This window comes from Curtobacterium sp. AC268, from assembly GCF_979258745.1.
Window position 1 is genome coordinate 1,375,670 of sequence record NZ_OZ409878.1, and the last position, 22,251, is coordinate 1,397,920.

Sequence of the window (22,251 nt, forward strand, 5' to 3'; positions counted from 1 at the left end):
ACACACACCCTCGACCCCCTCGACCCACGAAAGGCCCGACGTGACCGACACCCTCGCCCAGCCCGCCACCACCTCGCACGACGAGACCTGGTGGCGCCAGGCCAGCGTCTACCAGATCTACCCCCGCTCGTTCGCCGACGCGAACGGCGACGGCATCGGCGACCTGCCCGGCATCACCGAGCGGGTGCCGTACCTGGCCTCGCTCGGCATCGAGGCCGTCTGGCTCAGCCCCTTCTACCCGTCCGCCCTGGCCGACGGCGGCTACGACGTCGACGACTACCGCGACGTCGACCCGCGCCTCGGTACCCTCGACGACTTCGACCGGATGGTCGACGCGCTGCACGCCGCCGGCATCCGGGTGATCGTCGACGTCGTCCCGAACCACACGAGCGACCGGCACGAGTGGTTCCGCGAGGCCCTCGCAGCACCCAAGGGCTCCCCCGCCCGCGACCGCTACGTGTTCCGTGACGGCAGCGGGCCGTCCGGCGAGGACGCCCCCGCCGACTGGATCTCCATCTTCGGCGGCCCGGCCTGGACCGCCGTCGGCGACGGCCAGTGGTACCTGCACAGCTTCGCGAAGGAGCAGCCCGACCTGAACTGGGCGAACCGCGAGGTCCGCGACGACTTCCTGCACACCCTGCGCTTCTGGTCCGACCGCGGCGTCGACGGGTTCCGCATCGACGTGGCCCACGGCCTGGCGAAGGACCTGGGCGAGACCCTGCCCACCTGGGCCGAGCTCGCCGAGATGCCGAAGGACGGCACGCACCCGCTCTGGGACCGCGACGACGTGCACGAGATCTACGCCGAGTGGCGGACGGTCTTCAACGAGTACACGCCGGCCCGCACCGCGGTCGCCGAGGCCTGGGTCCCCGCCCACCGCCGTGCCCGCTACGCCAGCGCCGAGGGACTCGGGCAGGCGTTCAACTTCGACCTGCTCGAGGCCGACTTCGACGCCGGACAGTTCCGCACGATCATCGAGTTCAACCTCGGCCTCGCCGAGCAGTCCGGCTCGTCGACCACGTGGGTGTTCTCGAACCACGACGTCGTCCGGCACGCCACCCGCTACGCCCTGCCGCCCCGCGCCGGTGGCACCGACAAGCAGGGCAGCGCGTGGCTGCTCGCCGGCGGCTCGCAGGACGCGCTCGACCGGTCGCTCGGCCTGCGCCGCGCACAGGCCGCCACGCTGCTCGAGCTCGCCCTGCCCGGCTCGGCCTACCTGTACCAGGGCGAGGAGCTCGGCCTGCACGAGGTCGGCGACATCCCGGACGCCGACCGCCAGGACCCGGCGTTCTTCCGCAACCCGGGCGTCGACGTCGGTCGTGACGGCTGCCGTGTGCCGATCCCGTGGACGCGCACCGGCTCGTCGTTCGGCTTTGGTCCGGACGGTTCGCACCTGCCGCAGCCGGCGTGGTTCGCCGACTCCAGCGTCGAGGCCGAGGACGCAGACCCCGACTCCACCCTGAACCTGTACCGGAAGGCGCTCGGCCTGCGTGGCCAGCTGCAGTCCGAGGAACAGCTCGAGTGGATCGAGACCGGCCGCGACGACGTGCTCGCGTTCCGTCGGCCGAACGGCTGGACCAGCGTGACGGTCTTCGGCGACGAGCCCTTCGCGCTGCCGGTCGGCGAGCTGCTGCTCGCCTCGGCCCCCGTGGTCGACGGTGCCCTGTCGGGCGTGGGGACGGCCTGGTTGCGTTCCTGACGCGACGCTCGCGCCCTGGGCGCGACCGGATGACGGACTGGAGGCGCGGTGCCAGCTGGCACCGCGCCTCCAGTCCGTCGTCGCCCGCGTCTACCCGCGGAACCCGCGCTACCCGACGGAAACCGGCGTACCTGCCGGAAACGGGCGTACCGGGTCGAAAGTTCCGACCAGGTACGCCCGTTCTCGCATACCATCGCGGCCGTTCTGGGAAGAAAGTCCCGGTAGGGTCACCGCATGAGCGGGGCGAGCATCAGCGTGCAGGACTTCGTGATGCGGTTCGGCGACCGCAACGTGGTCGACGGACTGTCGTTCGACGTCGCCCCCGGTGAGACGTTCGGGCTGCTCGGCAGCAACGGCTCCGGCAAGACCACGACGATCCGGGCCCTGCTCGGCATCACCACCGCGACGGCGGGCACGCTGATGATCGACGGCCACCCCTACCGGCCGGCCACCGGCGGCATCGGCTACCTGCCCGAGGAGCGCGGGCTGTACCGCAAGGAGTCCGTCATCGACGTGATGACCTACTTCGGGCGCCTGCGCGGGCTCCGCGGAGCCGAGGCGACCGCGTGGAGCATGGACTACCTGGCCCGGGTGGGGCTCGCCGACCGCGCGAAGCTGCGCGTCGACAAGCTGTCCGGCGGGCAGCAGCAGAAGGTGCAGCTCGGCATCACGATCATGGACCGGCCGCGGCTGCTCATCCTCGACGAGCCGACCAAGGGGCTCGACCCGGTGAACCGGCGGCTCCTGCTCGACCTGGTCGACGAACGGAAGGCCGACGGCGCGACCGTGGTCCTCGTGACGCACCACATGGACGAGGTCGAGCGGCTCTGCGACCGCATCCTGCTCCTCAAGGACGGGAGGGCCGCCGCGTACGGATCCGTGCCCGACGTGCAGGACGCCTTCGGTGGCGCCGTCGCCCGCGTGGGGCTCGACGGCCCCATACCGAAGTCGTCGCTGTACCGGCTCGCCCGCCACGAGGGGCACGTCGCCTACCTGGTCCCGACCCAGGCCGCCGCTCTGGACGGTGCGGACGTCCTGGCGGAACTGGTCGCGGCCGGGGTGCACGTCACCGCGTTCGAGATGCGCCGGATCCCGCTCGACGAGATCTTCGTGCAGGTCTACGGGCACGACGCCCTCGCCGCTGCGTCGTCGGACGGAGCGGCGGCGTGAGCAACCTCGGCACGGTCGTCCGGTTCGAGTTCGTCCGCGCGGTCAAGAAGCCCGCGTTCTGGATCGGCACCCTCGCGCTGCCGGTCGTCATCGTGGTGGTGTCACTGCTCGTCGGCATCGGGCAGGCCGCCGGCACGAACTCCGTGGTGTCCGGGTCGTCCGCCACGAAGACCCCGTTCCACTACGTCGACGAGTCCGGCCTGGTGTCGGAGTCCGTGGCGGCGAAGTGGGGTGGGACGCCGTCCACCGATGCCGCCGCCGACCGTGCCGCCGTCCGGTCCGGTGACCTCGACGCCTTCATCGCGTTCCCGTCGTCGCCGTCCACGACGGCCATCCGGGTCGACGCCGCCGACCGGGGGCTCTTCGCCAACGGCGTGTACTCGTCGCTGGCCGAGCGGGTGCTCGAGCAGAGCGTCGCCGCGTCAGTCGACGACCCCGAGACCGTGCAGCTGCTCCGCAGTCCACCCGCCACCGACGTCACCACCTACGCCGACGGCCGGGTCGCGCCGGGCTGGTTGTCCGTCGTGCCGCCGTTCCTGTTCGTCGTCGCGTTCTTCGGACTCGTCATCCTGCTCGCCGCCCGGATGGTCACCGTCGTGGTCGAGGAGAAGGAGAACCGGATCTCCGAGATGATCCTGACCACGGTGACCGCGGGCGACCTGATCCGCGGCAAGGTCATCGCGATGCTGCTCGTCGGCTTCGTGCAGGTCAGCGTGTTCGTCGTGCCCGGCCTGGTCGGGCTGCTCGTCGCCCTGCCGTTGGTGTCCTCGCAGCTCGGCGGGCTGACGGTCGACCCGTGGCGGATGGTGACCGGGGCGCTTCTGCTCGTCGGCGGGGTGCTGCTGGCGTCCGGGCTGTTCGTCGCCGTCGGGGCTGCCGTGCCGTCGATCAAGGACGCCTCGGCCCTGCAGTCGGCAGCGATCTTCGCGCTGATCATCCCCCTGTACGCGGCGTTCTTCGTGATGACGACGCCGACGTCGCCCGTTGCGCAGTTCTTCACGTACTTCCCGACCTTCACGCCGATCACCGCGATGGTGCGGAACGCCGTCGGGGCCCTGACCGTGACGGAGTCGGTGGTCTGCATCGTCGAGGTGTTCGTCGTCGCCGGGCTGCTGCTGTGGTTCGCGGAGTACCTGTTCCGGCACTCGGTCGCGCAGTACGGGTCGAAGGTGACGGTGCGGCAGATGCTGTCGTGGCGGCGGGGCCGGCGGGGCTGACCTCGCCGGTCGGCGCCGCACAACGTCAGACGCGGACAGGTGCCTCGTCGAGGTCCCACGACGGGACGGCGTGCCGCTTCCACCCCTGGCGCAGGGTGTTCACCGCGCGGTCGAACTCCACCAGGACGTCGATGTGCGGGCGGACCAGCATCTGGATCTGCAGCCCCTCGTAGACGGCGAGGAGCTGGGTCGCAGCCTGGTACGCAGGGATGCCGGCCTCTTCCGAGCCCTTGTCGAAGTCGCGCTGCAGCCCGACGGTCAGCTGCTCGGCGTACTCCTCGAACCGCTTGCGGAATAGTTCGGCGAACCCGGACTCCGAGCTGGCCACGGTGATCAGCCCCGCGAGCACCCGGACGAGCCCGGGGTCGGCGACGTCCTCGGCCAGGGTCAGACGGACGTGCTCGATCGTGCACGTGGGCGGGTTCTTCCGCCGGGTCCCCCGCAGCTGCGCCCACCGGTCGTAGGTGACCAGGAGCAGGGCGTGCCAGGTCGGGAACAGCCGCTCGACGGTCTCGAGCGGGATGCCGGCCACCTCGGCGACGACCGCCGCGTCGACCGCGTCGAACGGGTGCAGCCGGTAGGCGCGGATGGCCGCGCGCACCGTGCGCTCTGCGAGGGACTCGTCGTCCTCGACGCGTTCGCCGTGCAGGGGTTCCATCCGACCATTGCAGCGCATTCCGGGCCGTTTGTCTCGTCCCAGAGCGGGGGCCGTGCTCCCGGCGGCGTCAGCGCGCCGCGACCACGGCGGTCAGCCGACGGTGACGGGTGCCGCCGGAGGCCGCACCCGCTGGCGCATCCACACGAAGAACCCGGTCAGGGTGAAGACGCCGTAGAAGACGTACATCAACCCGGAGGCGTAGTACCCGGCGGAGAACAGCAGCGGCACGCCGACCAGGTCGACCGCCACCCAGATGAGCCAGAACTCGACCCACCCCTTCGCCATGCCGTAGGTGGCGAGCAGCGATCCGACGAAGATCCACGCGTCGCTCCACACCGGCTCGTAGGACCCGAGCGCGCGGAAGACGGGGGTCAGCAAGGCGGTGCCGCCGACCATGCCGACGACGAGCAGCAGACGGGTCCGCCAGGAGGCCCAGCGCGGGTCGATCACGGTCGTCGCGTCCTCGGGGCGGTGCGTCCACCGGTACCAGCCGTAGATGCTCACGATGATGAACATGACCTGACGGCCGGCCTGCCCGAGCAAGTTGACAGGGTTCGGGGTGTCGAAGAGCGCCCCCATGAACACGGTGAAGAGCAGGGCGTTGCCGACCAGTCCGACCGGCCAGGCCCAGACCTTCCGGCGCATGCCCCCGAGGGCGCTGAGCAGCCCGAAGACGTTGCCGATCACCTCGCGCCAGAGCACCGTCTGGTCGCCGATGACGATCTGCGCGTCGAACAACCAGCGCACGATGTCCATGGGCCCTCCTCGTTTCCGGACGGTGCAACGACGCCGTGCCTACCGGCATTCCTTCTGTGATCGCTCTGCCGACGCGCAGCGCACACCCAGAAACCGGGGTACAAATCATGTCCTCCCTAGCGGGGACAAAAATGACCCCCGTTCTGGGGTCCGGGTGAACGAGCGTTCTCGCTTGTCCGCACTTTGGGGGACAGCTAACGTCGACACCAGAGCGAGTCCAGCCCGCCCGAGCAGCAGTACCTGCGCTCCGAGGCCCGGCGACCGCTCTCGGCACCGGTCAGCCGCGACCCCCTCCAACCACTGGGTCGATGACAACCTCCCCACCGGACACGACGCCCGAATGTCCCCGGTGGGCTTCAGCGTGCCCCGAGCACGCAGGAACGGATCCACCCCATGCACAAGATCGTCACCGGTGCCATCGCCGGCGCAGCAGGCGTCGCACTCCTCCTCGGCGGCGCGGGCACGTTCGCCCTCTGGAACGCCAGTGCCTCGAGCGCCGCGTCCGCCGTGAGCGCCGGCACCCTGACACTGAGCGCCAACAACGACGGTGCCTGGACCGACATCACGAACGGTCGTTCCACCGCGATCGACCCGACGAAGGCCCTGATGGTCCCGGGCAACACGTTCCAGTTCACCCAGACGCTGAACATCGGTGCGACCGGCCAGGACCTCAAGGCGAACCTGACCTACGCCAACCAGAGCATCACCGGTGACGCCGCGCTGCTCGCCGCCACGACGAAGACGCTGGCCGTCACCTCGACGAGCGCCTCGGTGGTGCAGTCCTCGTCGAACACGAACACGTTCGTCGTCTCGCCGTCCTCGTCCACGTCGACCGTCAAGGTCGTCTTCACGGTGACGCTCCCCGCGTCGGCGACCACCGGTCAGGGCGGCTCGATCAACCTCAGCGCGCTGGCCTTCACGCTCACCCAGACCGCGATCGGTTCCTGATCCACCGATCGCACCCCACCGACCACGACGACCAGGAGCAGGCACGTGACCGCCACACCGCGGACGACGGGACGCCACCGCGCAGCCCGACGGCACCGCTGGGTCTGGCCGGTCACGCTCGCCCTGGTCGTCGCGGTCGGAACAGCACTCCTCGGCACCGGCGGCACGTACGCGCTCTGGAACGGGACCGCCAGTACGGCGGCCACCACGGTGCGCTCCGCCACGGCGACCGTCAGCGTCAGCAGCACCACGGCGATGAACACCGCGGTCCTCGGGCCGGGCACGAGCACCACCGGCACCTTCACGGTGCGGAACACCGGGTCGGTCCCGCTGTCGATGCGCGTCACGACGACGGCCTCGAAGTCGTCCGTCGCGGCGGCGACCGGTGAGCTGACGCTCCACCTCGTGATGGTGTCCTCGACCGCGAAGTGCGTGCCCGGGCTCACCGGCACGAGCGGGCGGCTCGCCACCTTCGACACCGGTACCGGGGCATTCACCCTGCCGGCCGGGGTCAGCGGCACAGCGTGCCTCGAGATGGCCCTCGACACCGACGCCCCGCAGACCGTCGCCGGCGCCACCACCGACTTCACCCTCACCGTCACCGGAACGCAGGTCTCCGCATGAACCGCCGCCTCCGGCTCCTCATCGCCGTGCTCCTCACCGCCCTGTTCGTCGGCGGTACCTCGAGCGCCGCGTGGGCACTGTGGAGCGCGTCGGGCACCACCGCGGCGAGCACCACGGTCGGCACGATCGCGGCGTCGATCAGCGGCACGAGCGCCCTCACCACGGCGTTCTCGTCGAGCGTCACCTCGACGACGAAGCCGATCACCCTGACCGACTCGGGCACCCTCGCCGGCACCGCCACCACCACGGTCTCCGTCGTGTCCGGCAGCTCGACCGCGCTCGCCAAGGCCGTCACCGTCGTCGCCTGGCCGGTCGCCTCGACCGCGGGCTGCACCACGAGCACGGCCGTGGGCACCGGATCCGTCACCGGCACCTGGGCCTCGCTGCCGAGCATGAGCGCGAAGCTCGCCGCCGGCGCCTCAGCCGTCTGGTGCACCCGCAGCACCCTGCAGTCGTCGGCCCCGGCCGGCTCGACCGCCAAGGTGAACGTCAACCTCACCGTCACGAGCGGCACCTGGACCTCGGGCGTCGTCGCGGGCGGCTTCACCCTGACCACCCCGGCGGCGACCGTCGACACCACCCCGTCGCTGGTCTGCACCGACCACGGCGGCTGGTACGTCGAGATCCGCTGGGACGCCGCGAACCGCCCGATGGACACCTGGTACGGGGCCTTCGTCGGCTCGACGCCGGTCGGGCAGAAGGCGCAGGACTACTCCGCGTTCATCACGATCGCGCCGCCGGACGTCCCCGCGAGCGCCGGCACCGCGGGCACGCTGACCGTCACCGTCAAGGTGCTCGACAGCGCCGGCAACCCCACGTCGACCGTCGCGGGCACCGGCAAGGTCACGCTCTTCACGCAGGACAACGGGGCGGCGATCCGGTGCGGCGCATGAGCACCCCCACCCCGCGCACCGGCTGGCGCGCCGTCGTCCACGCCGTCGTGCTCGGTCTCAGCACCGGGCTCCTGCTGCTCGTCGCCGCCCTGGCGGTCGTGCTGATCGTCGTGCCGAAGGCCACGGGCTCGATGCCGCTCACCGTCCTCACGCAGTCGATGGAGCCGACCCTGCCCCCGGGGACGCTGCTCGTGGTCCGTCCGACCCCGATCGACGACATCCGGGTCGGCGACGTCGTCACGTACCAGATCGTGTCCGGCCAGCCCGCGGTCGTCAGCCACCGCGTGGTCTCGGTGTCGTCGTCGTCGGACGGCGAGCGGACCTTCGTGCTCAAGGGCGACAACAACGCCGAGGCCGACCCGGCACCGGTCACGGCCGTGCAGATCCGCGGCGTGGTCTGGTACTCCGTGCCGGAGATCGGCATCGTCAACCAGGTCGTCAACGGGTCGCGGAGCTGGCTCATCCCCGCGGTCGCCGGCGTGCTCCTGACGTACGGTGCGGTCATGATGACCGCGGGCTTCGTGAGCGCCGCACGTCGTCGCCGAGCCGGCACCGGCCGCGTCGGCGCCAGCCACGGACGCCGCAGCCACGGACGACGCAGCGCAGCGCACCACGTCGAGCGGACCACCACCGAGACCAGGGCCGAGACGACGACCACCACCCGGTCTAGGCTCGGTGGACGTGACGGACGGAGTGCAGCGGGCGCGGGAGCTCCTCGACGCAGCGGCCCGACGGCTCCGCGCCGCGGACGTCCCGGACGAAGCACTCGGCGAGTACGTGCAGCCGAAGGCCGTCCTCGGGATCCGTCGTGACGCGACGATGCGGCCCCTCGGTCGGGTGTGGCGGGTCGGGGCGCTCCTGATCGGGTCGTCCCCCGAGACCGCCGGCCGTGTCTGGGCGACCGGGTCGATCACCCGCGTCACCGAACCCGGTCGGTCGCAGTACCAGTCGGTCTCCGCCGAGGTCCGTCGCGCCTACCGAGCCGCCGCCGCGAAGGGGCACTTCGGCGCCGGTGACACGGTGAACCACGGTGCCGCCCCGATCCCCGTCGACGACTCCCTGATCGGCACCGAGGGCGTGCTCGTCGTCATCGACGACGTGCCGTCGGTCCGGTGGTCCCCGACCGCCGGCGCCGCAGTCGCCCTCGCCGACTACCTGGACGACCGCGTCGGGCTGCTCGTGAACCCCCCGCGGGGCGCGACCGACTGACGCGGCACCGGAATCGCACGGTGCGGGGTTCGTCGTGCAGTGCCGGTTCCGCGGACACGCGCACCGTGCAGTGCCGGAGACTCCGTGCGCGTTCCCACTCTGGGTGCGAGCTCGTGCTCAGAGCCACACAACCGCACCGTGCCGGATCTCCTGACTCGTGCGAACTTGCCCGCCCCGTGCCCCGCCACGACCCCGCACCGAACCACCTCCACCGCCCTGGCCCACGAACCCCGCACCGTGCGGCTCCGGGCGAGCCCCGACGACGCGAACACGGAACCGCACCGCGCCGGGTTCGTTCTGCGTGCCGGTTCCTCGTGTCTGCGCACCGTGCCGGATCGTCCGACCCGTGCGAACTTGCCCGCCCCGTGCCCCGCCACGACCACGCACCGAGCCATCTCCACCGCCCCGACCCACGAACCGCGCACCGCGCACCGTGCACCGACGAACCGTGCACCGTGCACCGACGAACCGCGCACCGTGCTCCGCAGCACCGGAACCGGCCACCCCCCACACCGCACACGGTCCGCCGGACGCGATCCGCGCCTCCAGTCCGACCGGACCGACCACGCGCCTGTCGTGACGTCACCCGGTCCCGATAGTGTCGGAGCGTGAGCAACGAGGCATTCGACGACCGCTACGAGCTGCGCGAGTTCGCGCCCGGGACGGACGACAAGGGGGCACCGAACGCCGAGACGGCAGCGTGGATGCAGGCCGTCGGGATGGGCTTCCACGAAGCCGACCCCGACGCCGAGGGCGCAGCCCGCATGGCGTCGCACTTCATCGCCGACGAAGAGACGTTCCTCGGGGTCTACGTGCGTGAGCCGTTCCCGGGGTCCGTCGACGAGACGTGGCCGGCCGGCACCTTCACGTGGTTCCGCAAGGCGCTGAGCTGGGGCGACGGCTCCTCCGTCGACACCCAGGCGATCTCCGCGGTCACCGTCCGCCCGACCGAGCGTCGCCGCGGCATCCTGCGCCGGATGATGACGCACGCGCTCGAGCGCGGGGTCGCCGAGGGCTACGCCGTCGCGTCGCTGACCGCGTCCGAGGGCACCATCTACCGCCGCTTCGGCTTCGGCTGCGCCATCCGCGAGCGTGCCGTGCACGTCCGCCGCGAGCGCGCGCTCCCCCTGCTCGCCCCGACCTCCGGCACGGTGTCGGTCGTGACGCCGCAGTGGCTCGCCGACGGCCCGGGCAAGGCGGTCTTCGACCGGTTCCACGTCCGCACCCCCGGCTCGATGGTCCGCAACACCGGCACCTGGCCGATCGTGTTCGGCCTGCTCGGCCACGACGGGCAGAAGGCGAAGGACGTCCGTGCGGCGGTGCACCGTCCCGAGGGCTCCGACGAGATCGACGGCTACGTCACCTGGCGCGTCAAGGAGGACCGCGGTTCCGACACCGCACTCGAGATCGTCGACCTGGTGTACGCGGACGACCAGGCCTACACCGCCCTGTGGGAGTTCCTGCTCTCGGTCGACCTCAACGACGTCGTGAAGTACAACCGCTCCCGCCTCGACGACCCCATCGTCGCGGCGCTCGGCGACAACCGTGCGTACGACGTCGACCACGAAGAGGACCACGTCTGGCTGCGCGTGCTCGACGTGCCCGCGGTGCTGGCCTCGCGGCCGTTCGCCGTCGACGGATCGCTGACACTCGGGGTCACCGACGCGCTCGGCTTCACCACCGGCACGTACCGCCTCGACGTCCAGGAGGCCCGTGGCACCGTCACGCGCATCGCCGACGACGTCGACGTGGCCGGGTCTGACGTCCAGCTCGACGTCGCGGAGCTCGGTGCGCTGCTGATCGGCTCCGTCTCCCCCGTCACGTTGGCCGCCGCGGGGCTCGTCCGCGCCACGGACCCGGCGTCGGTGGAGCTGCTCCGCGCGATGCTGCTGCCGCCCCGGACGCCGCACGGCATCACGTACTTCTGATGGACGTCGGCCGCGTGGTGGGGCGTGCGCGTCAGGTCGTCTCCGTCCTGGCGTCACCTGCCCTGCGTGCGGCCGCGCTCGGTGGGAGCCCCGTCGATGACCGCACCCGGGCTGCGATCGACTCGTTCGACTGGCTCACCGACGAGGGTCCCGACGTGTCGGTGCTCGGCCGGACGTCACGCGAACTCCAGCGACTGCAGTCGCCGGCCGCGGTGCTCGAGTTCGACCGGATCGAGCGGATGCCGGTGAAGGACGTCGAACGACATGCGCTGTCCGTCCGGATCGTCGAGCTCGTGTTCGAGCGACTCGGACCGGACCGAGCCGTGCCGGAGCCCGTCCTGAACGCGGCCGTCGGCATGTTCGCGACCGATGTGTCCGTCGTGCGCCGGGATGCCGTGGACCTCGGCGTCCTGACGCGCACCGACGACGGTTCGGTCTACCGAATGGTGCGTCGTCCGGCCTGAGGCTGCTGGGTCTTCCCGCACAGCGCGCAGCAGCGAGTAGTCTCCCCGCCATGACGGACGACACGGTGGTCGACTGGCTCGTCGCCTCCGACCCGGCACTGCGCTGGCAGGTCGAGCGGGACCTCGTCGACGCCCCCGCCGCGACGTGGCAGGCCACCCGTGCCCGGGTCGCGACCGAGGGGTTCGGCGCAGCGCTCCTCGCCCGCCAGGACCCGGACGGACAGTGGGCTGGCGGCTCGTACTTCCCCGCCGACTTCGACCCCGACGGTCCGGAGGCCCAGGCCCCCGGCCAGCCCTACACGGCGACGACCTGGTCGCTCAACACGCTGCGCGACTGGGGGCTCGACGCCGCTGTGCTCGGGGACACCGCCGTGCGCCTCGCCGAGAACAGTCGGTGGGACTACGACGACCTGCCGTACTGGGGCGGCGAAGTGGACTGCTGCATCAACGCCTTCACGCTCGCCAACGGCACCTGGCTCGGTGCGGACGTGGATGACATCGCCGAGTGGATGCTCGAGCACCAGCTCGCCGACGGTGGCTGGAACTGCGAGTGGGTCGAAGGGTCCACCGTGTCGTCGTTCCACTCGACCCTCAACGTGCTCGACGGGCTGCTGCAGCACGAGCAGCTGTCCGAGGGATCACACCCGCGCGCCACGGAGCTCCGCGCCGCCCGGCACCGCGGAGCCGAGTACCTGCTCGAACGGCGGCTGCTGTACCGGAAGTCCGACGGCGAGCTCGTCGGCTCCTGGGTGCACCGTTTCGCGTACCCGTCGCGATGGATCTACACCGCGCTTCGGGCGACCGATCACCTGCGAGCGGCCGGGTTGCAGGACGGGACCCCGCCGGACCCCCGTGCTGCCGAGGCGATCGACCTCGTCCGGGCGGCTCGCAACGCCGACGGCACCTGGACCCAAGGTGAACGTGCACCAGGGCGGCAGTGGTTCGAGGTCGACGTGCCGGCGGGAGAACGTTCGAAGTGGCTCACCCTGATGGGGACGCGGGTCCTGCGGTGGTGGGACGGCGCGGCAACGGCTGGCTGACCTCGCACGGTGCGAGGCTCGGCACCTCGCACCGTGCGGCGCCCCTAGGCCCGGCGCCGCACGCGCGGGTCGACGAACGCGTAGACCACGTCGACGATCACGTTCGCCGTGACGATCAGCAGCGCCGAGAACAGCGTGAAGCCGACGACCACCTGCAGGTCGAGCGTGTGCACCGCGTCGATGAGCAGCGCGCCGAGACCCTGCATCGAGAACACCTTCTCGGTGATGACCGCGCCACCGAGCAGCGACCCGAGGTCGAGCCCGAACAGCGTCACCACGGGCAGGATCGCCGTCCGGAGCCCGTGCCGCACGACGACCTGGCGCTCCCGCAGCCCCTTGGCACGGGCGGTCCGGACGAAGTCCTGCGACATCGACTCGAGCATCTCACCACGGGTCAACCGGGCGTAGATCGCAGCGCTGATGAAGGCCAGCACGCACCACGGCAGGATCAGGTGGGTGAACCAGCCGACCGGGTCGTCGCCGAAGGCCACGTACCCGCTCGTCGGCAGGATCCCCAGCACGAACCCGAACAGCAGGATGCCGAGCAGCCCGACCAGGTACGCCGGGGACGAGACACCGGCGACCGCGACCGTCATCACGGCCCGGTCGACGAAGGTGCCACGGCGCAGTGCCGAGACGGTGCCGCCGAACACCCCGGCGACGAGCCACAGCACGGCGGCGCCCACGGCGATCGAGGCCGTGACGGGCAGGCGCGCCAGGATCAGCTCGGTGACGCTCTCGTGCAGCTGGAACGAGTACCCGAAGCACGGCGCCGCGCACTCGATGACGCTGTTGCCGCTGCCGAAGGTCCGGCCGGTGAAGATGCCGGCCAGGTAGGCCCCGAACTGTGCGAGCCAGGGCTTGTCGGTACCGAGGAACGCCTGGACCTCCCGCAGCCGGTCGGGCGTGCAGGGCTTGTCGCAGATCGCCCGGGCCGGGTTGGTCGGCAGGAGCATGAAGAGCGCGTAGGTGATGGCCGCGACGACGAGCAGCACGACGGCGGCCCCGAGCACGCGGATCGCGAGGAACCGCAGGGTGGCGGCGTTCACGCGGTGCCTCCTCGTGGGTCGAGGGCGTCGCGCAGGGCGTCACCGAGCACGTTGAAGGCGAGGGTGATGAGGAACAGTGCGGCTCCGGGGAACACGAGGTACATGGGATCGGTCTGCACCCAGCCGATGGCGTCGCCGATGCTGCGACCCCACGACGGTGTCGGCGGGTTCACGCCGACGGCCAGGAACGAGAGCGCGGCCTCGGCACCGATCATCGACGGGATCGAGATGGTGGCGTAGACGGTGATGGTCGCGGCGAGGTTCGGCAGCAGCTGCGTGCGGATGACGTGCCAGCGCCCGGCGCCCATCGCGGTGGAGGCGACGACGTAGTTGCGGCTGACGAGCGACAGCGTCTGCCCCCGCACGACACGGGCCACGGCCGGCCAGCCGAAGAACCCGATGACGAGCACGACGAGCACGGGCTTCGGGAACGTCGACGGCACGATCGCGGTGAGGGCGATCATGAACACGAGCGACGGGAAGCCGAAGATCACGTCGACGACCCGTGAGAGCACCCGGTCGTACCAGCCCCCGAAGAACCCGGTCGTGACGCCGACGAGCACGCCGATGACGATCGACACCAGGGTCGCGGCGAGTCCGATGCCGAGCGAGGTCCGCGCACCGTACGTGACGATCGAGAACAGGTCACGTCCGGTCAGGGGCTCGACCCCGAACCAGTGGTCTCCGCTGATGCCGCCGCCGGCACCCCGGGGCGCACCGAACGAGTTGAGGGCGTCGATGTCGTACGAGTACGGGTCCTGCCCGGACAGCTTCGCGATGAGCGGGGCCGCCACGGCGACCACCAGGAACACCGCGATGACGACGGCCGAGGCCACCGCCCAGCGGTCCTGCCGGATGCGTCGCACCACGGCCCGGAAGCCGGTCGTGCGGCCGGACGGTGCGACCGGTCGGTCGACGACGTTGGCCGTCACGAGGCCACTCCTTCCCATGCACGCCACGCCTCGCGGCGAGCGGCCTGTCGCACGGGATCCGCGACGGGCGCTGCGGCGAGGAGCATGCGCGTGTAGTCCCGGTGCGGGTCGTCGAGCACGGCGTCGGTGCTCCCCCGCTCGACGACCCGGCCGTCGCGCAGCACGATCACCTGGTCGGCGAGCTGGCGGACGACGGCGAGGTCGTGGCTGATGAGCAGCATGCCGAAGCCGAACTCCCGCTGCAGCCCGGCGAGCAGGTCGAGCACCGCGGCCTGCACCGTCACGTCGAGTGCCGAGGTCGGTTCGTCGGCGATGACGAGTGCCGGCCGCAGCGCGAGCGCACGCGCGACGGCGACGCGCTGCCGCTGGCCGCCGGACAGCTGGTGCGGGAACCGCTCGGCCCACGTCGGGTCGAGCTGCACGGCGGTCAGCAGTTCACGGACCCGCTCGGCACGGTCGGCGGCGGAGTCGGTGCCGTGGACGAGCAGCGGTTCCGCGATGCTCCAGCCGATGGTCTGTCGCGGGTTGAGCGACGACGCCGGGTCCTGGAACACGATGCCGACCCGACTGCGCAGCTCGCGCAGTCGTCGTCCGCGAGCGGTGCGCAGGTCGCTGCCGTCCACCTCGACCGAGCCGGCGACGACGGGCACCAGGCCCGCGAGCGCGCGCCCGATCGTGGACTTCCCGGAACCGGATTCGCCCACCAGGCCGACGGTCTCGCCGGCGTGCAGGTCGAGGTCGATGCCGGACACGGTCGGTCCGCCTCGGCGCGAGTACCGCACGGCGACGTCGCGCAGGCGCGCGACGGGCGGCCGGGAGGCGCGACTCGCGTCCGCCTCGTCGCGCACCGCAGCGGTCTTCGCGCTGGGCGACACCTCACGCGCACCCGGAGCCGTGAGCTGTCGCTGGGCCCGTGAGCCGGGCTCGCCGGCCCGGGCGTCCGGGTCCGCAGCCGGCGTTGCGGACGCCGGACGCCCCTCCAGGCTCGGGACGGCTGCGAGGAGCTCGCGCGTGTAGTCGGCGGTCGGGTGGGCGAAGACCTCGGCGACGGTCCCGTGCTCGACCGGGTCGCCGCGGCGCAGCACCAGCAGGTCGTCCGCGACGTCCGCGACCACGCCCATGTCGTGGGTGATGAGCAGCACGGCGAGGGAACGCTCGCGGCCGAGCCGCCGCAGCAGGTCGAGGATGCCGGCCTGCACGGTGACGTCGAGCGCGGTCGTGGGCTCGTCGGCGAAGAGTGCGACCGGGTCGCCGGCCAGGGCCATCGCGATCATCGCGCGCTGGAGCTGGCCGCCGGACAGTTCGTGCGGGTAGGCCTTCCGGATGCGCTCCGGGTCGGTGAGCCCGGCGTCACCGAGCAGTTCGTCGACGCGTGCCCGGACCCCGGCGCGGTCGAGCCCGGTCGGGTGTGCCCGGACGGCCTCGGCGATCTGCGTGCCGATCGAGAGGACCGGAGTGAACGAGTTCATCGGCTCCTGGAACACCACGCCGATGCCCGCACCCCGGACGGAGCGGACCGTCTCGACGGGGGCACCGATGAGTTCCTCGCCACGGAACCGGGCGCTGCCCGACACCGAGGCCTGCGGCGGCAGGAGCCCGAGCACGCTCATGGCGCTGACGGACTTGCCCGAGCCGGACTCCCCCACCAGGGCGAGGACCCGGCCGGGCGTCAGGTCGAAGGAGACGTCACGGACGACGGGCTCCGCGTCGCCGAACGCGACGCGGAGCCCCTCGACCTGCAGGATCGGTTCGGTCACTGCTTGAGCGAGACCTTGAGGTAGTTCGGGTACGCGGGGAAGTCCGCGATCTGGAAGTTCTGCACGTTCGAACCGGCGAGGAAGGACTGCTTCGCGTAGATCAGCGGCACGACCGGAGCGTCGGCCATGATCTTCCGGTCCGCCTGGGCCCAGAGCTTCTGCGCGTCGTCCTGGTCGACCGTGGAGCTCGCCTTCGCGATGAGGGCATCGACCTCGGGGTTGCTGTACTTCGAGACGTTGTAGCCACCGCCACCGATCTGCGACGAGTCGTAGAGGGGCTGCAGGTTGGCGTTCGCGCTCGGGAAGTCCGGCTGCCAGCTCGACAGCGACAGGTCGAAGTCGGTGCCGTTGGTGGTCGCCTGGGTGAAGGAGTCGTAGTCGAGCGGCTTGAGCGTCACGGCGATGCCCGCACGCTTCAGGCCGGACTGCAGCGCCTGCGCCTGGGCGAGGTAGGTCGGGTCGTTCTGCGTCACGAGGGTCAGCTTCAGGTTGCTGACGCCGGCCTCCTTGAGCAGCTGCTTCGCCTTGTCGACGTCGCCGGTGGCCTTCGTCTCGTACAGGTCGTAGTCCTGGCGCCCGGCGATGCCCGGGGTGATGAGCGTCGAGGCGTACGAACCGGCGATCGCGCCGCCGGCGGCGATCCGGAAGGACTTGCGGTCGACCGCGTACTGCAGCGCCTGGCGGACCTTGAGGTCCTTCAGCTCACCGCGCTGCGTGTTGATCGCCATGTAGCTGATCGGGCCGGCCTTCGACGTGGCCAGGCGGTCCTGGGCTGCAGGGTTGCTGCGCACCTGGTTGAGCTCGGCGGCACCCAGGTAGATGGCGCCGAACGAGTTCTTGGCGTCGCCGTTGTCCGCGATCAGCGTCTGCGTCGCCGTGGACTGGTCCTGGCTCTCCTTGAAGACGATCTTCGACGGGCCGGCGGTGCGGACCTCGTCGGTCTTCGCGCTCCAGTTCTTGTTGCGGACGAGCGTGACCTGCGAGCCCTGCGTGTTCGACTGCACCTGGTACGGGCCGGACGCGACCGGCTTCAGGTCGTAGGCGCCGGTGTCCTTGCCGTCACCCTCGGGCACCGGCGTGAAGGCCGGCATCGACGCGAGCCATGGCCAGTCGCCGTACGCGTCGTTCAGCTTGAAGACGATGGTCTTGTCGTTCGGGGTCTCGATGCTGTCGAGCGACTTGCCGTCGAAGGGGCCCTTGTAGTCGGCACCGCCCACCAGGAGCGACTTGTGGTAGCTCAGGCCACCGCTCAGCGTCGGCGCGAACGAGCGCTCGATGCCCCACTTGATGTCCTTCGTGGTGATCGGCGTGCCGTCCTGGAACTCGACGCCGTCCTTCAGCGTGTAGGTCCAGGTCTTGCCGTCGTCGCTCGAGACCCCGGTGTTGGTCGCCAGGTCGGGGACGACCTTCGCCGTCTTGCCCGGCTCGACGTCCCACGTGGTGAGCCGTCGGGCGACGAGGCCCATCGACGTGATGCCGAGGCTCTGGCTGGTCGCGGGGTCGAGGTGGAACGTGGTCTGCGGCGTCAGGATGTTGAGCGTGCCGCCCTTCGCCGTGCCCTCGGCGCCGTCGTCGGACGAACCCCCACCCGAGCAGCCGGTCAGGACCAGGGCTGCTGCTGCGGCGACGGCCGCGGTGATCGTCAGGCGGTTGGGGCGTCTCATGACGGTGCTGCTCCTCGGGGAAGGGGGTCGCGATCGCGGTGGCGGTCGCTGCGACGGCGGAACGGTTCACCCGCCGGGCGGCGTCCATCCTGACACCGCGACGGTGGCCCGTCCGAATCTCGCGTGCGACGGACGACGCACGACGAAACATTGCAAGCGCCGGACGCCGTCCCGCTATTCCCGATGCGTTCGCACAGCAGGGCGTCAGCGGTCGAAGAGCCCACCGAGGAAGTCGTTGCCGAGGTTCGACGCCTGCTCGCCGAGGCCCGATGCCTGCTCCCCGAGGCCCGCGGCCTGCTCGCCGAACCCGCCGAGGAGCTGCTCGCCCTGACCGAAGAGCCCCTCGACGCCACCGCCGAGGTCACCGAGCCCGAGGTCGCCCATGCCCGAGGCGATGCCCTCGAAGTCCACGCCGAGGTCGGCGGCCCCTGCCAGGACCGGCCCGGCGGCGGCACTCAGCACCGCTCCCCCGGCCACCGCGGCGGCGAGGCCACCGAACGCCATCGCGCCGGCGCCGACCGCTGCACCACCGGCGAAGGCCCCGGCGCGGCCGCGGCCGTTGCCGTTGCCGTTGCCGTTGCGGCCGGAACCACCGAGGACCCGTCGGACCAGACCCGGACGCGACATCTCACCGCGGGTCATCGCACGGGCCATGCCGCCGGCCGAGTCGTCGCGCAGGTGTTCGTGGGGCGGGAGCTCGGAGTTCAGGCGGTCGCGGACCTGCTGGCGCTGCGCGGGGGTGAGCCGCGCGAAGGCGTCGTGGTGGACCTGTTCGAGCTGCTCCGGCGACGAGGTGCGGAGCAGGTAGTCGTACTTCGCCAGCGCGACCTTGTCGGAGTCGGCCCCGTGCTGCTGCTGACCGTGCTGCTGCGGCTGGCCGTACTGCGCCGGCTGCGGCTGGCCGTACTGCTGCGGCTGCTGCTGGCCGTACTGCTGCGGCTGCTGCTGGTTCCGGTCGTCGCCGGTCAGCTTGTCCGCGGCGCTGCGCACGATGCCGCGCCAGTCGGTCCCGCCCTGCTGCGATCCGGCGCCGGGCGCGGTTCCCCCCTGCCCACGCTTCTGGAGCTGCTTGTCGATGGCCTTGGAGGCCATGCCGAGGATGCGGTTGAGGTTCGCCATGCCCCCCACCTTTGCGTCCTCACATGTGAAGGCCCAGGGGCACAGCGGCGAACCCACCGCCTACGCCGTGAGAACCAACTGTGAATCAGGAACGCAGCCGCACGCGCGGTTCCTCTCAGGACGCGTCGAGCGATGCGACGAACTCCGCATTTCCCCGGATCGCTGGCTTGTACCGATCGATGTCCGCGCTTTGGACGTGATGCGCGATCGTCGCAAGGAGGCTAGCGACGGCGGCGTCGTGACGTTCCGCTGCATGAAACGTCAACGCTTCGAACACCGCCAGCGATGCTGACTCAGGGAAACGCTCACGGGCTTCGGCGAACACCGCGAACGATTCATCGAGACGACCGAGGTTCCTCAACGTACTTCCGTACTGCAGCGCACAGCGGCGGCGCAGGTCGCCTTCCAGTCCAGCCCGCATCGCGCGTTCGTAGAACCCGACGGCGGTTGCCTCCTCCCCTGCGGTGTCGTAGGCACCACCGACCTCGTACAGCACCCTCGGGTTCAGCGGGTGCTGGTCGAGCAGTGGAAGGAGCGCAGCGATGGTTCTGGACATGTCGGTACGGTCGCGGTCTTCGAAGATCTGATCAAGCTGTTCGTCGAGGTTGGTTGCGCTCATCCGAAGAGTGTCGCATAAGGGCGGATCCACGGCGTTCTGCGTCTTTCGACGACTCACAGGTCGACAGCGGTCCGGTCGGGAACCCACGTGCTCCCGGCATCGAGCACGCCGTGGGACCCGATCAACTCGGTCCCTCCGGGCAGGACAGTTCGTTGAAGTTTGGAGTAGTCGATCGTCGGAGTTTCGGTGGCATTCGCCGGTTGGATCGACACGACCTGGAGCCCCCGGGTCGACAGCAGCGCTGCGTTCAGACAGGCGTCGGGGAACCGCAGCGCCGCGTATGCAGCGGCTTCCCACAGTGGACGCTCCACCCCTCTGGCGCGGAACAACAATGCGAGCTGCAGAAGGTATGCACTGTCCGTCCGAGCCGGGTGGGGAGCCACGCGGGCACCTGCGAGCTCTTCCACGAGGTCCCACATCGCGCTCACCGGGTCACAGAAACCGTTGTGCACCAAGGCGTGTCCGGGTGCGGTGATCGGCTGCACGCTGGCCAGTGACCGTCCGAGACCGGGCGACGCTTCGCGGAGATGGAGGACGTGGTACCGGCTCTCGGCGGAGTGCAGCACACGGCTGAGCGTGCCGTCCGCGCACGACTCCGCTAGGGACGATTCACTCCGCTCAGTTCGAACGACCGCGAGATCGCCTCCTTCATCGAGCCAGGCAAGGCCCCACCCATCCCGATGACGGCCCGCGAGACCGACCAGGCGCTGGATTGTGGCCCTATCGATCACGTCGTCGGCCCGCCTTGGCCACCGACTGGCAGCGGCGAGGAACCGGCACATCAGGAGACCCGGCCGATCCGCTCACTCAACCAACGGGTGACCATTTCCACCCGGGCGAGCCGCTGTTCAACTGGGCCGGACCTGGAGAGCTCGTGATCGCCGTTGACCGCAATGCAGAGCTCGACGTCCTTCCCTCGCCGAGCAAGCGCGTACTGGTATGCCTGTGCATCGACGAACGGCGCGTGCCCGTCACGGTCCGAGTGGAGGATCATCAGGCTGCCATCGAAGGACTCTGCGTGCGTGATCGGGCTCTGCCGCACGAGGTCCTCGTCATCAGTCCCCCACAGCGCCGACACGAGATTCGTGCCGCCTGGGCTCGCGGCACGATGGAGCACGAGGTCGTAACAACCGCGTTCCGCTATGCCAGCCGCGAACCCGAGTCCTCGGCTCATGAGCCACGCGACCATGTAGCCGCCGAACGATCCGCCGAACAGCGCCAGACGGCTGCGGTCGATCGGGGACGCTCGAGTGCAGGCCTCGATGAACGCCAGGATGGATCGCTCGGTGTTCTCAGCTACTGCTGTGCCGAGGGACTCGGCAAAACGTTGACCGCGGCCGGACGACCCGCGCGGGTTGCACATCGCGACAGCGAAGCCGGCTTCCCGGAGATAGCGGGCTTCCTCGAACGAAGCATGACCGGACATCGCGTACCCGAACTGTGTGTACGGGCCACCCTTGATCAACACCACGAGCGGGTGCGGGCCCGACCCCGCTGGCTCGACGAGCCATCCGCGCACTTCGAAGCCGTCATCGTCCTCGGCGGCGATGCTCGTGTACGGGATCGGACCGAGCTGATCGACGAGCGCACCGCCGAAGTCGGTCGTCCAGGACGTCCAGTCGTCGGCATGGATCAGGACATCCCCAGCTGAGTCGGCCGTCGTCACCGCGGCGGTGATGACGCAGCCGTCAGCGGACGTGGCGAACACGTTCACCTGCGAACGTTCAGGGGCCACGTGATGCGCCGTTGCAGGCCCGCCTTCGAGCGCCACTGAGCCCAACACCACGTCGCCGTCGTCGTCGTAGGCGAAGAACACGGCGGCCTCGGTCTCGACGAACGTCTGCGAGCTGTAGCTGACGCTCAGTTCCTCAGGCGTCAGGCGGACGGGGCCGGTACCCGAGAGCGGAGTCCGCCAGACTCCGATGCTCGCGTAGCCGAGGCTGTGTCCGGCGTCCGAGACCTCGACCCCCAGGGATAGCACCGAAGCCCCGTCCATGGCAGCAACCGCGCCGAACAGATTCGCCCTTCCGGACGACAGGCGGACTGAGGACGCATCGTTCGTCGTGAAGCGGTACACGTCCCGTACCGCGCCTCCATCGCTGAGCCGGGTCTGGTCCGGCGCTGTGAAGACGAGGTCGTCCGTTCCCGGCAGCCATCCGACGTCACCGACGCCTTCGAAGGGAACGACGTGCTGCATCGGTTCGGCACCACCATCACCGGCCTCGAAGACTGTGACGGTGGTGGTGGCGGCGGCGCGGTACGAACCGTCTGCTGTCAGATACTCGAGATCGGTTGTTCGGTAGAAGCCAGTCGGTGCTGATGGGCCGACCTGTTCGGTCGATTGCACGACGAACCGGGACCCTTCGTCGTCCCACTCGTACGCGACAGCTCCGCGTGGCAATGCATGATCTCGGACTGCGTCGTGGTGCCGAGGATCGACGACCCGCAAGATGGGCTGGGGTCCGCTGTTATCGATGAACGAGAACCTGTCGCTCCGTCCAACAA

21 protein-coding genes and 1 pseudogene are annotated in these 22,251 nt (G+C 70.5%); 11 read left to right on the top strand and 11 right to left on the bottom strand.

All coding sequences use genetic code 11. From position 1 onward, the window contains the following. Window positions 1-40 precede the first annotated feature (40 nt). From ACZZ9K_RS06485 to ACZZ9K_RS06495, 3 genes are all read left to right on the top strand, one after another. Window positions 41-1,699 carry a glycoside hydrolase family 13 protein gene (locus ACZZ9K_RS06485; protein ID WP_463443610.1) on the top strand — a complete coding sequence of 553 codons (1,659 nt, stop codon included), beginning with the start codon at window positions 41-43 and terminating at the stop codon, window positions 1,697-1,699. Between the two features lie 234 nt (window positions 1,700-1,933). Beyond that, window positions 1,934-2,869 carry an ABC transporter ATP-binding protein gene (locus ACZZ9K_RS06490; RefSeq protein ID WP_463443611.1) on the top strand — a complete coding sequence of 312 codons (936 nt, stop codon included), beginning with the start codon at window positions 1,934-1,936 and terminating at the stop codon, window positions 2,867-2,869. Next, window positions 2,866-4,086: an ABC transporter permease gene (locus ACZZ9K_RS06495; RefSeq protein ID WP_463443612.1), complete on the top strand. Its 1,221-nt coding sequence runs from the start codon at window positions 2,866-2,868 to the stop codon at window positions 4,084-4,086. The genes ACZZ9K_RS06490 and ACZZ9K_RS06495 overlap by 4 nt, the downstream gene beginning before the upstream one ends. A gap of 25 nt (window positions 4,087-4,111) precedes the next feature. Here the strand turns inward: ACZZ9K_RS06495 and ACZZ9K_RS06500 are convergent, their stop codons facing one another. Then, a complete protein-coding gene (locus ACZZ9K_RS06500; protein WP_138803989.1) occupies window positions 4,112-4,744 on the bottom strand; it encodes a TetR family transcriptional regulator C-terminal domain-containing protein in 633 nt (210 codons plus the stop codon). A gap of 90 nt (window positions 4,745-4,834) precedes the next feature. Beyond that, on the bottom strand, window positions 4,835-5,500 hold the full coding sequence (gene pnuC / locus ACZZ9K_RS06505) for a nicotinamide riboside transporter PnuC (protein WP_071404263.1): 666 nt from the start codon (window positions 5,498-5,500) through the stop codon (window positions 4,835-4,837). A 393-nt stretch (window positions 5,501-5,893) separates the two neighbouring features. Here pnuC and ACZZ9K_RS06510 point away from each other — a divergent pair, with 393 nt between their 5' ends. From ACZZ9K_RS06510 to ACZZ9K_RS06545, 8 genes are all read left to right on the top strand, one after another. Next, window positions 5,894-6,448, top strand: coding sequence for an alternate-type signal peptide domain-containing protein (locus tag ACZZ9K_RS06510; RefSeq protein WP_071404262.1), 555 nt, complete (start codon window positions 5,894-5,896; stop codon window positions 6,446-6,448). A gap of 45 nt (window positions 6,449-6,493) precedes the next feature. Further along, window positions 6,494-7,072, top strand: coding sequence for a TasA family protein (locus tag ACZZ9K_RS06515; protein WP_463443613.1), 579 nt, complete (start codon window positions 6,494-6,496; stop codon window positions 7,070-7,072). Further along, window positions 7,069-7,965: a hypothetical protein gene (locus tag ACZZ9K_RS06520; RefSeq protein WP_463443614.1), complete on the top strand. Its 897-nt coding sequence runs from the start codon at window positions 7,069-7,071 to the stop codon at window positions 7,963-7,965. The genes ACZZ9K_RS06515 and ACZZ9K_RS06520 overlap by 4 nt, the downstream gene beginning before the upstream one ends. After that, the gene (locus ACZZ9K_RS06525; protein WP_463443615.1) at window positions 7,962-8,777 is read left to right on the top strand and encodes a signal peptidase I; all 816 of its coding nucleotides are present in this window, start codon (window positions 7,962-7,964) and stop codon (window positions 8,775-8,777) included. The genes ACZZ9K_RS06520 and ACZZ9K_RS06525 overlap by 4 nt, the downstream gene beginning before the upstream one ends. Then, a complete protein-coding gene (locus ACZZ9K_RS06530) occupies window positions 8,743-9,174 on the top strand; it encodes a hypothetical protein (protein ID WP_463443616.1) in 432 nt (143 codons plus the stop codon). The genes ACZZ9K_RS06525 and ACZZ9K_RS06530 overlap by 35 nt, the downstream gene beginning before the upstream one ends. Before the next feature lie 608 nt (window positions 9,175-9,782). Beyond that, on the top strand, window positions 9,783-11,102 hold the full coding sequence (locus tag ACZZ9K_RS06535; RefSeq protein ID WP_232750461.1) for a GNAT family N-acetyltransferase: 1,320 nt from the start codon (window positions 9,783-9,785) through the stop codon (window positions 11,100-11,102). Beyond that, window positions 11,102-11,566: a DUF2087 domain-containing protein gene (locus ACZZ9K_RS06540; RefSeq protein WP_463443617.1), complete on the top strand. Its 465-nt coding sequence runs from the start codon at window positions 11,102-11,104 to the stop codon at window positions 11,564-11,566. Before ACZZ9K_RS06535 ends, ACZZ9K_RS06540 begins: the two co-directional genes overlap by 1 nt. A gap of 50 nt (window positions 11,567-11,616) precedes the next feature. Continuing rightward, window positions 11,617-12,606, top strand: coding sequence for a squalene cyclase (locus ACZZ9K_RS06545; RefSeq protein WP_214521401.1), 990 nt, complete (start codon window positions 11,617-11,619; stop codon window positions 12,604-12,606). A 44-nt stretch (window positions 12,607-12,650) separates the two neighbouring features. Here ACZZ9K_RS06545 and ACZZ9K_RS06550 read toward each other — a convergent pair whose 3' ends face one another. The 9 genes and pseudogenes from ACZZ9K_RS06550 to ACZZ9K_RS06590 all read right to left on the bottom strand — a co-directional run bounded on the left by ACZZ9K_RS06550 (window position 12,651) and on the right by ACZZ9K_RS06590 (window position 22,093). Beyond that, window positions 12,651-13,655, bottom strand: a complete 1,005-nt coding sequence (locus ACZZ9K_RS06550; RefSeq protein ID WP_027466175.1) for an ABC transporter permease — start codon at window positions 13,653-13,655, stop codon at window positions 12,651-12,653. After that, window positions 13,652-14,587 (bottom strand): ABC transporter permease, encoded by a 936-nt coding sequence (locus ACZZ9K_RS06555; protein ID WP_259410060.1) that lies wholly within the window; start codon window positions 14,585-14,587, stop codon window positions 13,652-13,654. The genes ACZZ9K_RS06550 and ACZZ9K_RS06555 overlap by 4 nt, the downstream gene beginning before the upstream one ends. Next, window positions 14,584-16,344: a dipeptide ABC transporter ATP-binding protein gene (locus tag ACZZ9K_RS06560; protein ID WP_463443618.1), complete on the bottom strand. Its 1,761-nt coding sequence runs from the start codon at window positions 16,342-16,344 to the stop codon at window positions 14,584-14,586. Before ACZZ9K_RS06560 ends, ACZZ9K_RS06555 begins: the two co-directional genes overlap by 4 nt. Continuing rightward, complete coding sequence (locus ACZZ9K_RS06565; RefSeq protein ID WP_463443619.1) at window positions 16,341-18,008, bottom strand: ABC transporter substrate-binding protein; 1,668 nt, start codon at window positions 18,006-18,008, stop codon at window positions 16,341-16,343. The genes ACZZ9K_RS06560 and ACZZ9K_RS06565 overlap by 4 nt, the downstream gene beginning before the upstream one ends. A gap of 204 nt (window positions 18,009-18,212) precedes the next feature. After that, window positions 18,213-19,127, bottom strand: a complete 915-nt coding sequence (locus tag ACZZ9K_RS06570; RefSeq protein ID WP_463443620.1) for a cation-transporting ATPase — start codon at window positions 19,125-19,127, stop codon at window positions 18,213-18,215. A gap of 115 nt (window positions 19,128-19,242) precedes the next feature. Beyond that, window positions 19,243-19,746 carry a tetratricopeptide repeat protein gene (locus ACZZ9K_RS06575; RefSeq protein ID WP_463443621.1) on the bottom strand — a complete coding sequence of 168 codons (504 nt, stop codon included), beginning with the start codon at window positions 19,744-19,746 and terminating at the stop codon, window positions 19,243-19,245. Between the two features lie 53 nt (window positions 19,747-19,799). Further along, window positions 19,800-20,231 (bottom strand): hypothetical protein, encoded by a 432-nt coding sequence (locus ACZZ9K_RS06580; protein ID WP_463444767.1) that lies wholly within the window; start codon window positions 20,229-20,231, stop codon window positions 19,800-19,802. A gap of 33 nt (window positions 20,232-20,264) precedes the next feature. Next, a pseudogene (locus ACZZ9K_RS06585) lies at window positions 20,265-20,528 on the bottom strand (hypothetical protein); the annotation flags it as partial. Next, window positions 20,528-22,093, bottom strand: coding sequence for an alpha/beta hydrolase family protein (locus ACZZ9K_RS06590; RefSeq protein ID WP_463443622.1), 1,566 nt, complete (start codon window positions 22,091-22,093; stop codon window positions 20,528-20,530). The gene ACZZ9K_RS06590 and the pseudogene ACZZ9K_RS06585, both read right to left, overlap by 1 nt. Between the last annotated feature and the right edge of the window lie 158 nt (window positions 22,094-22,251).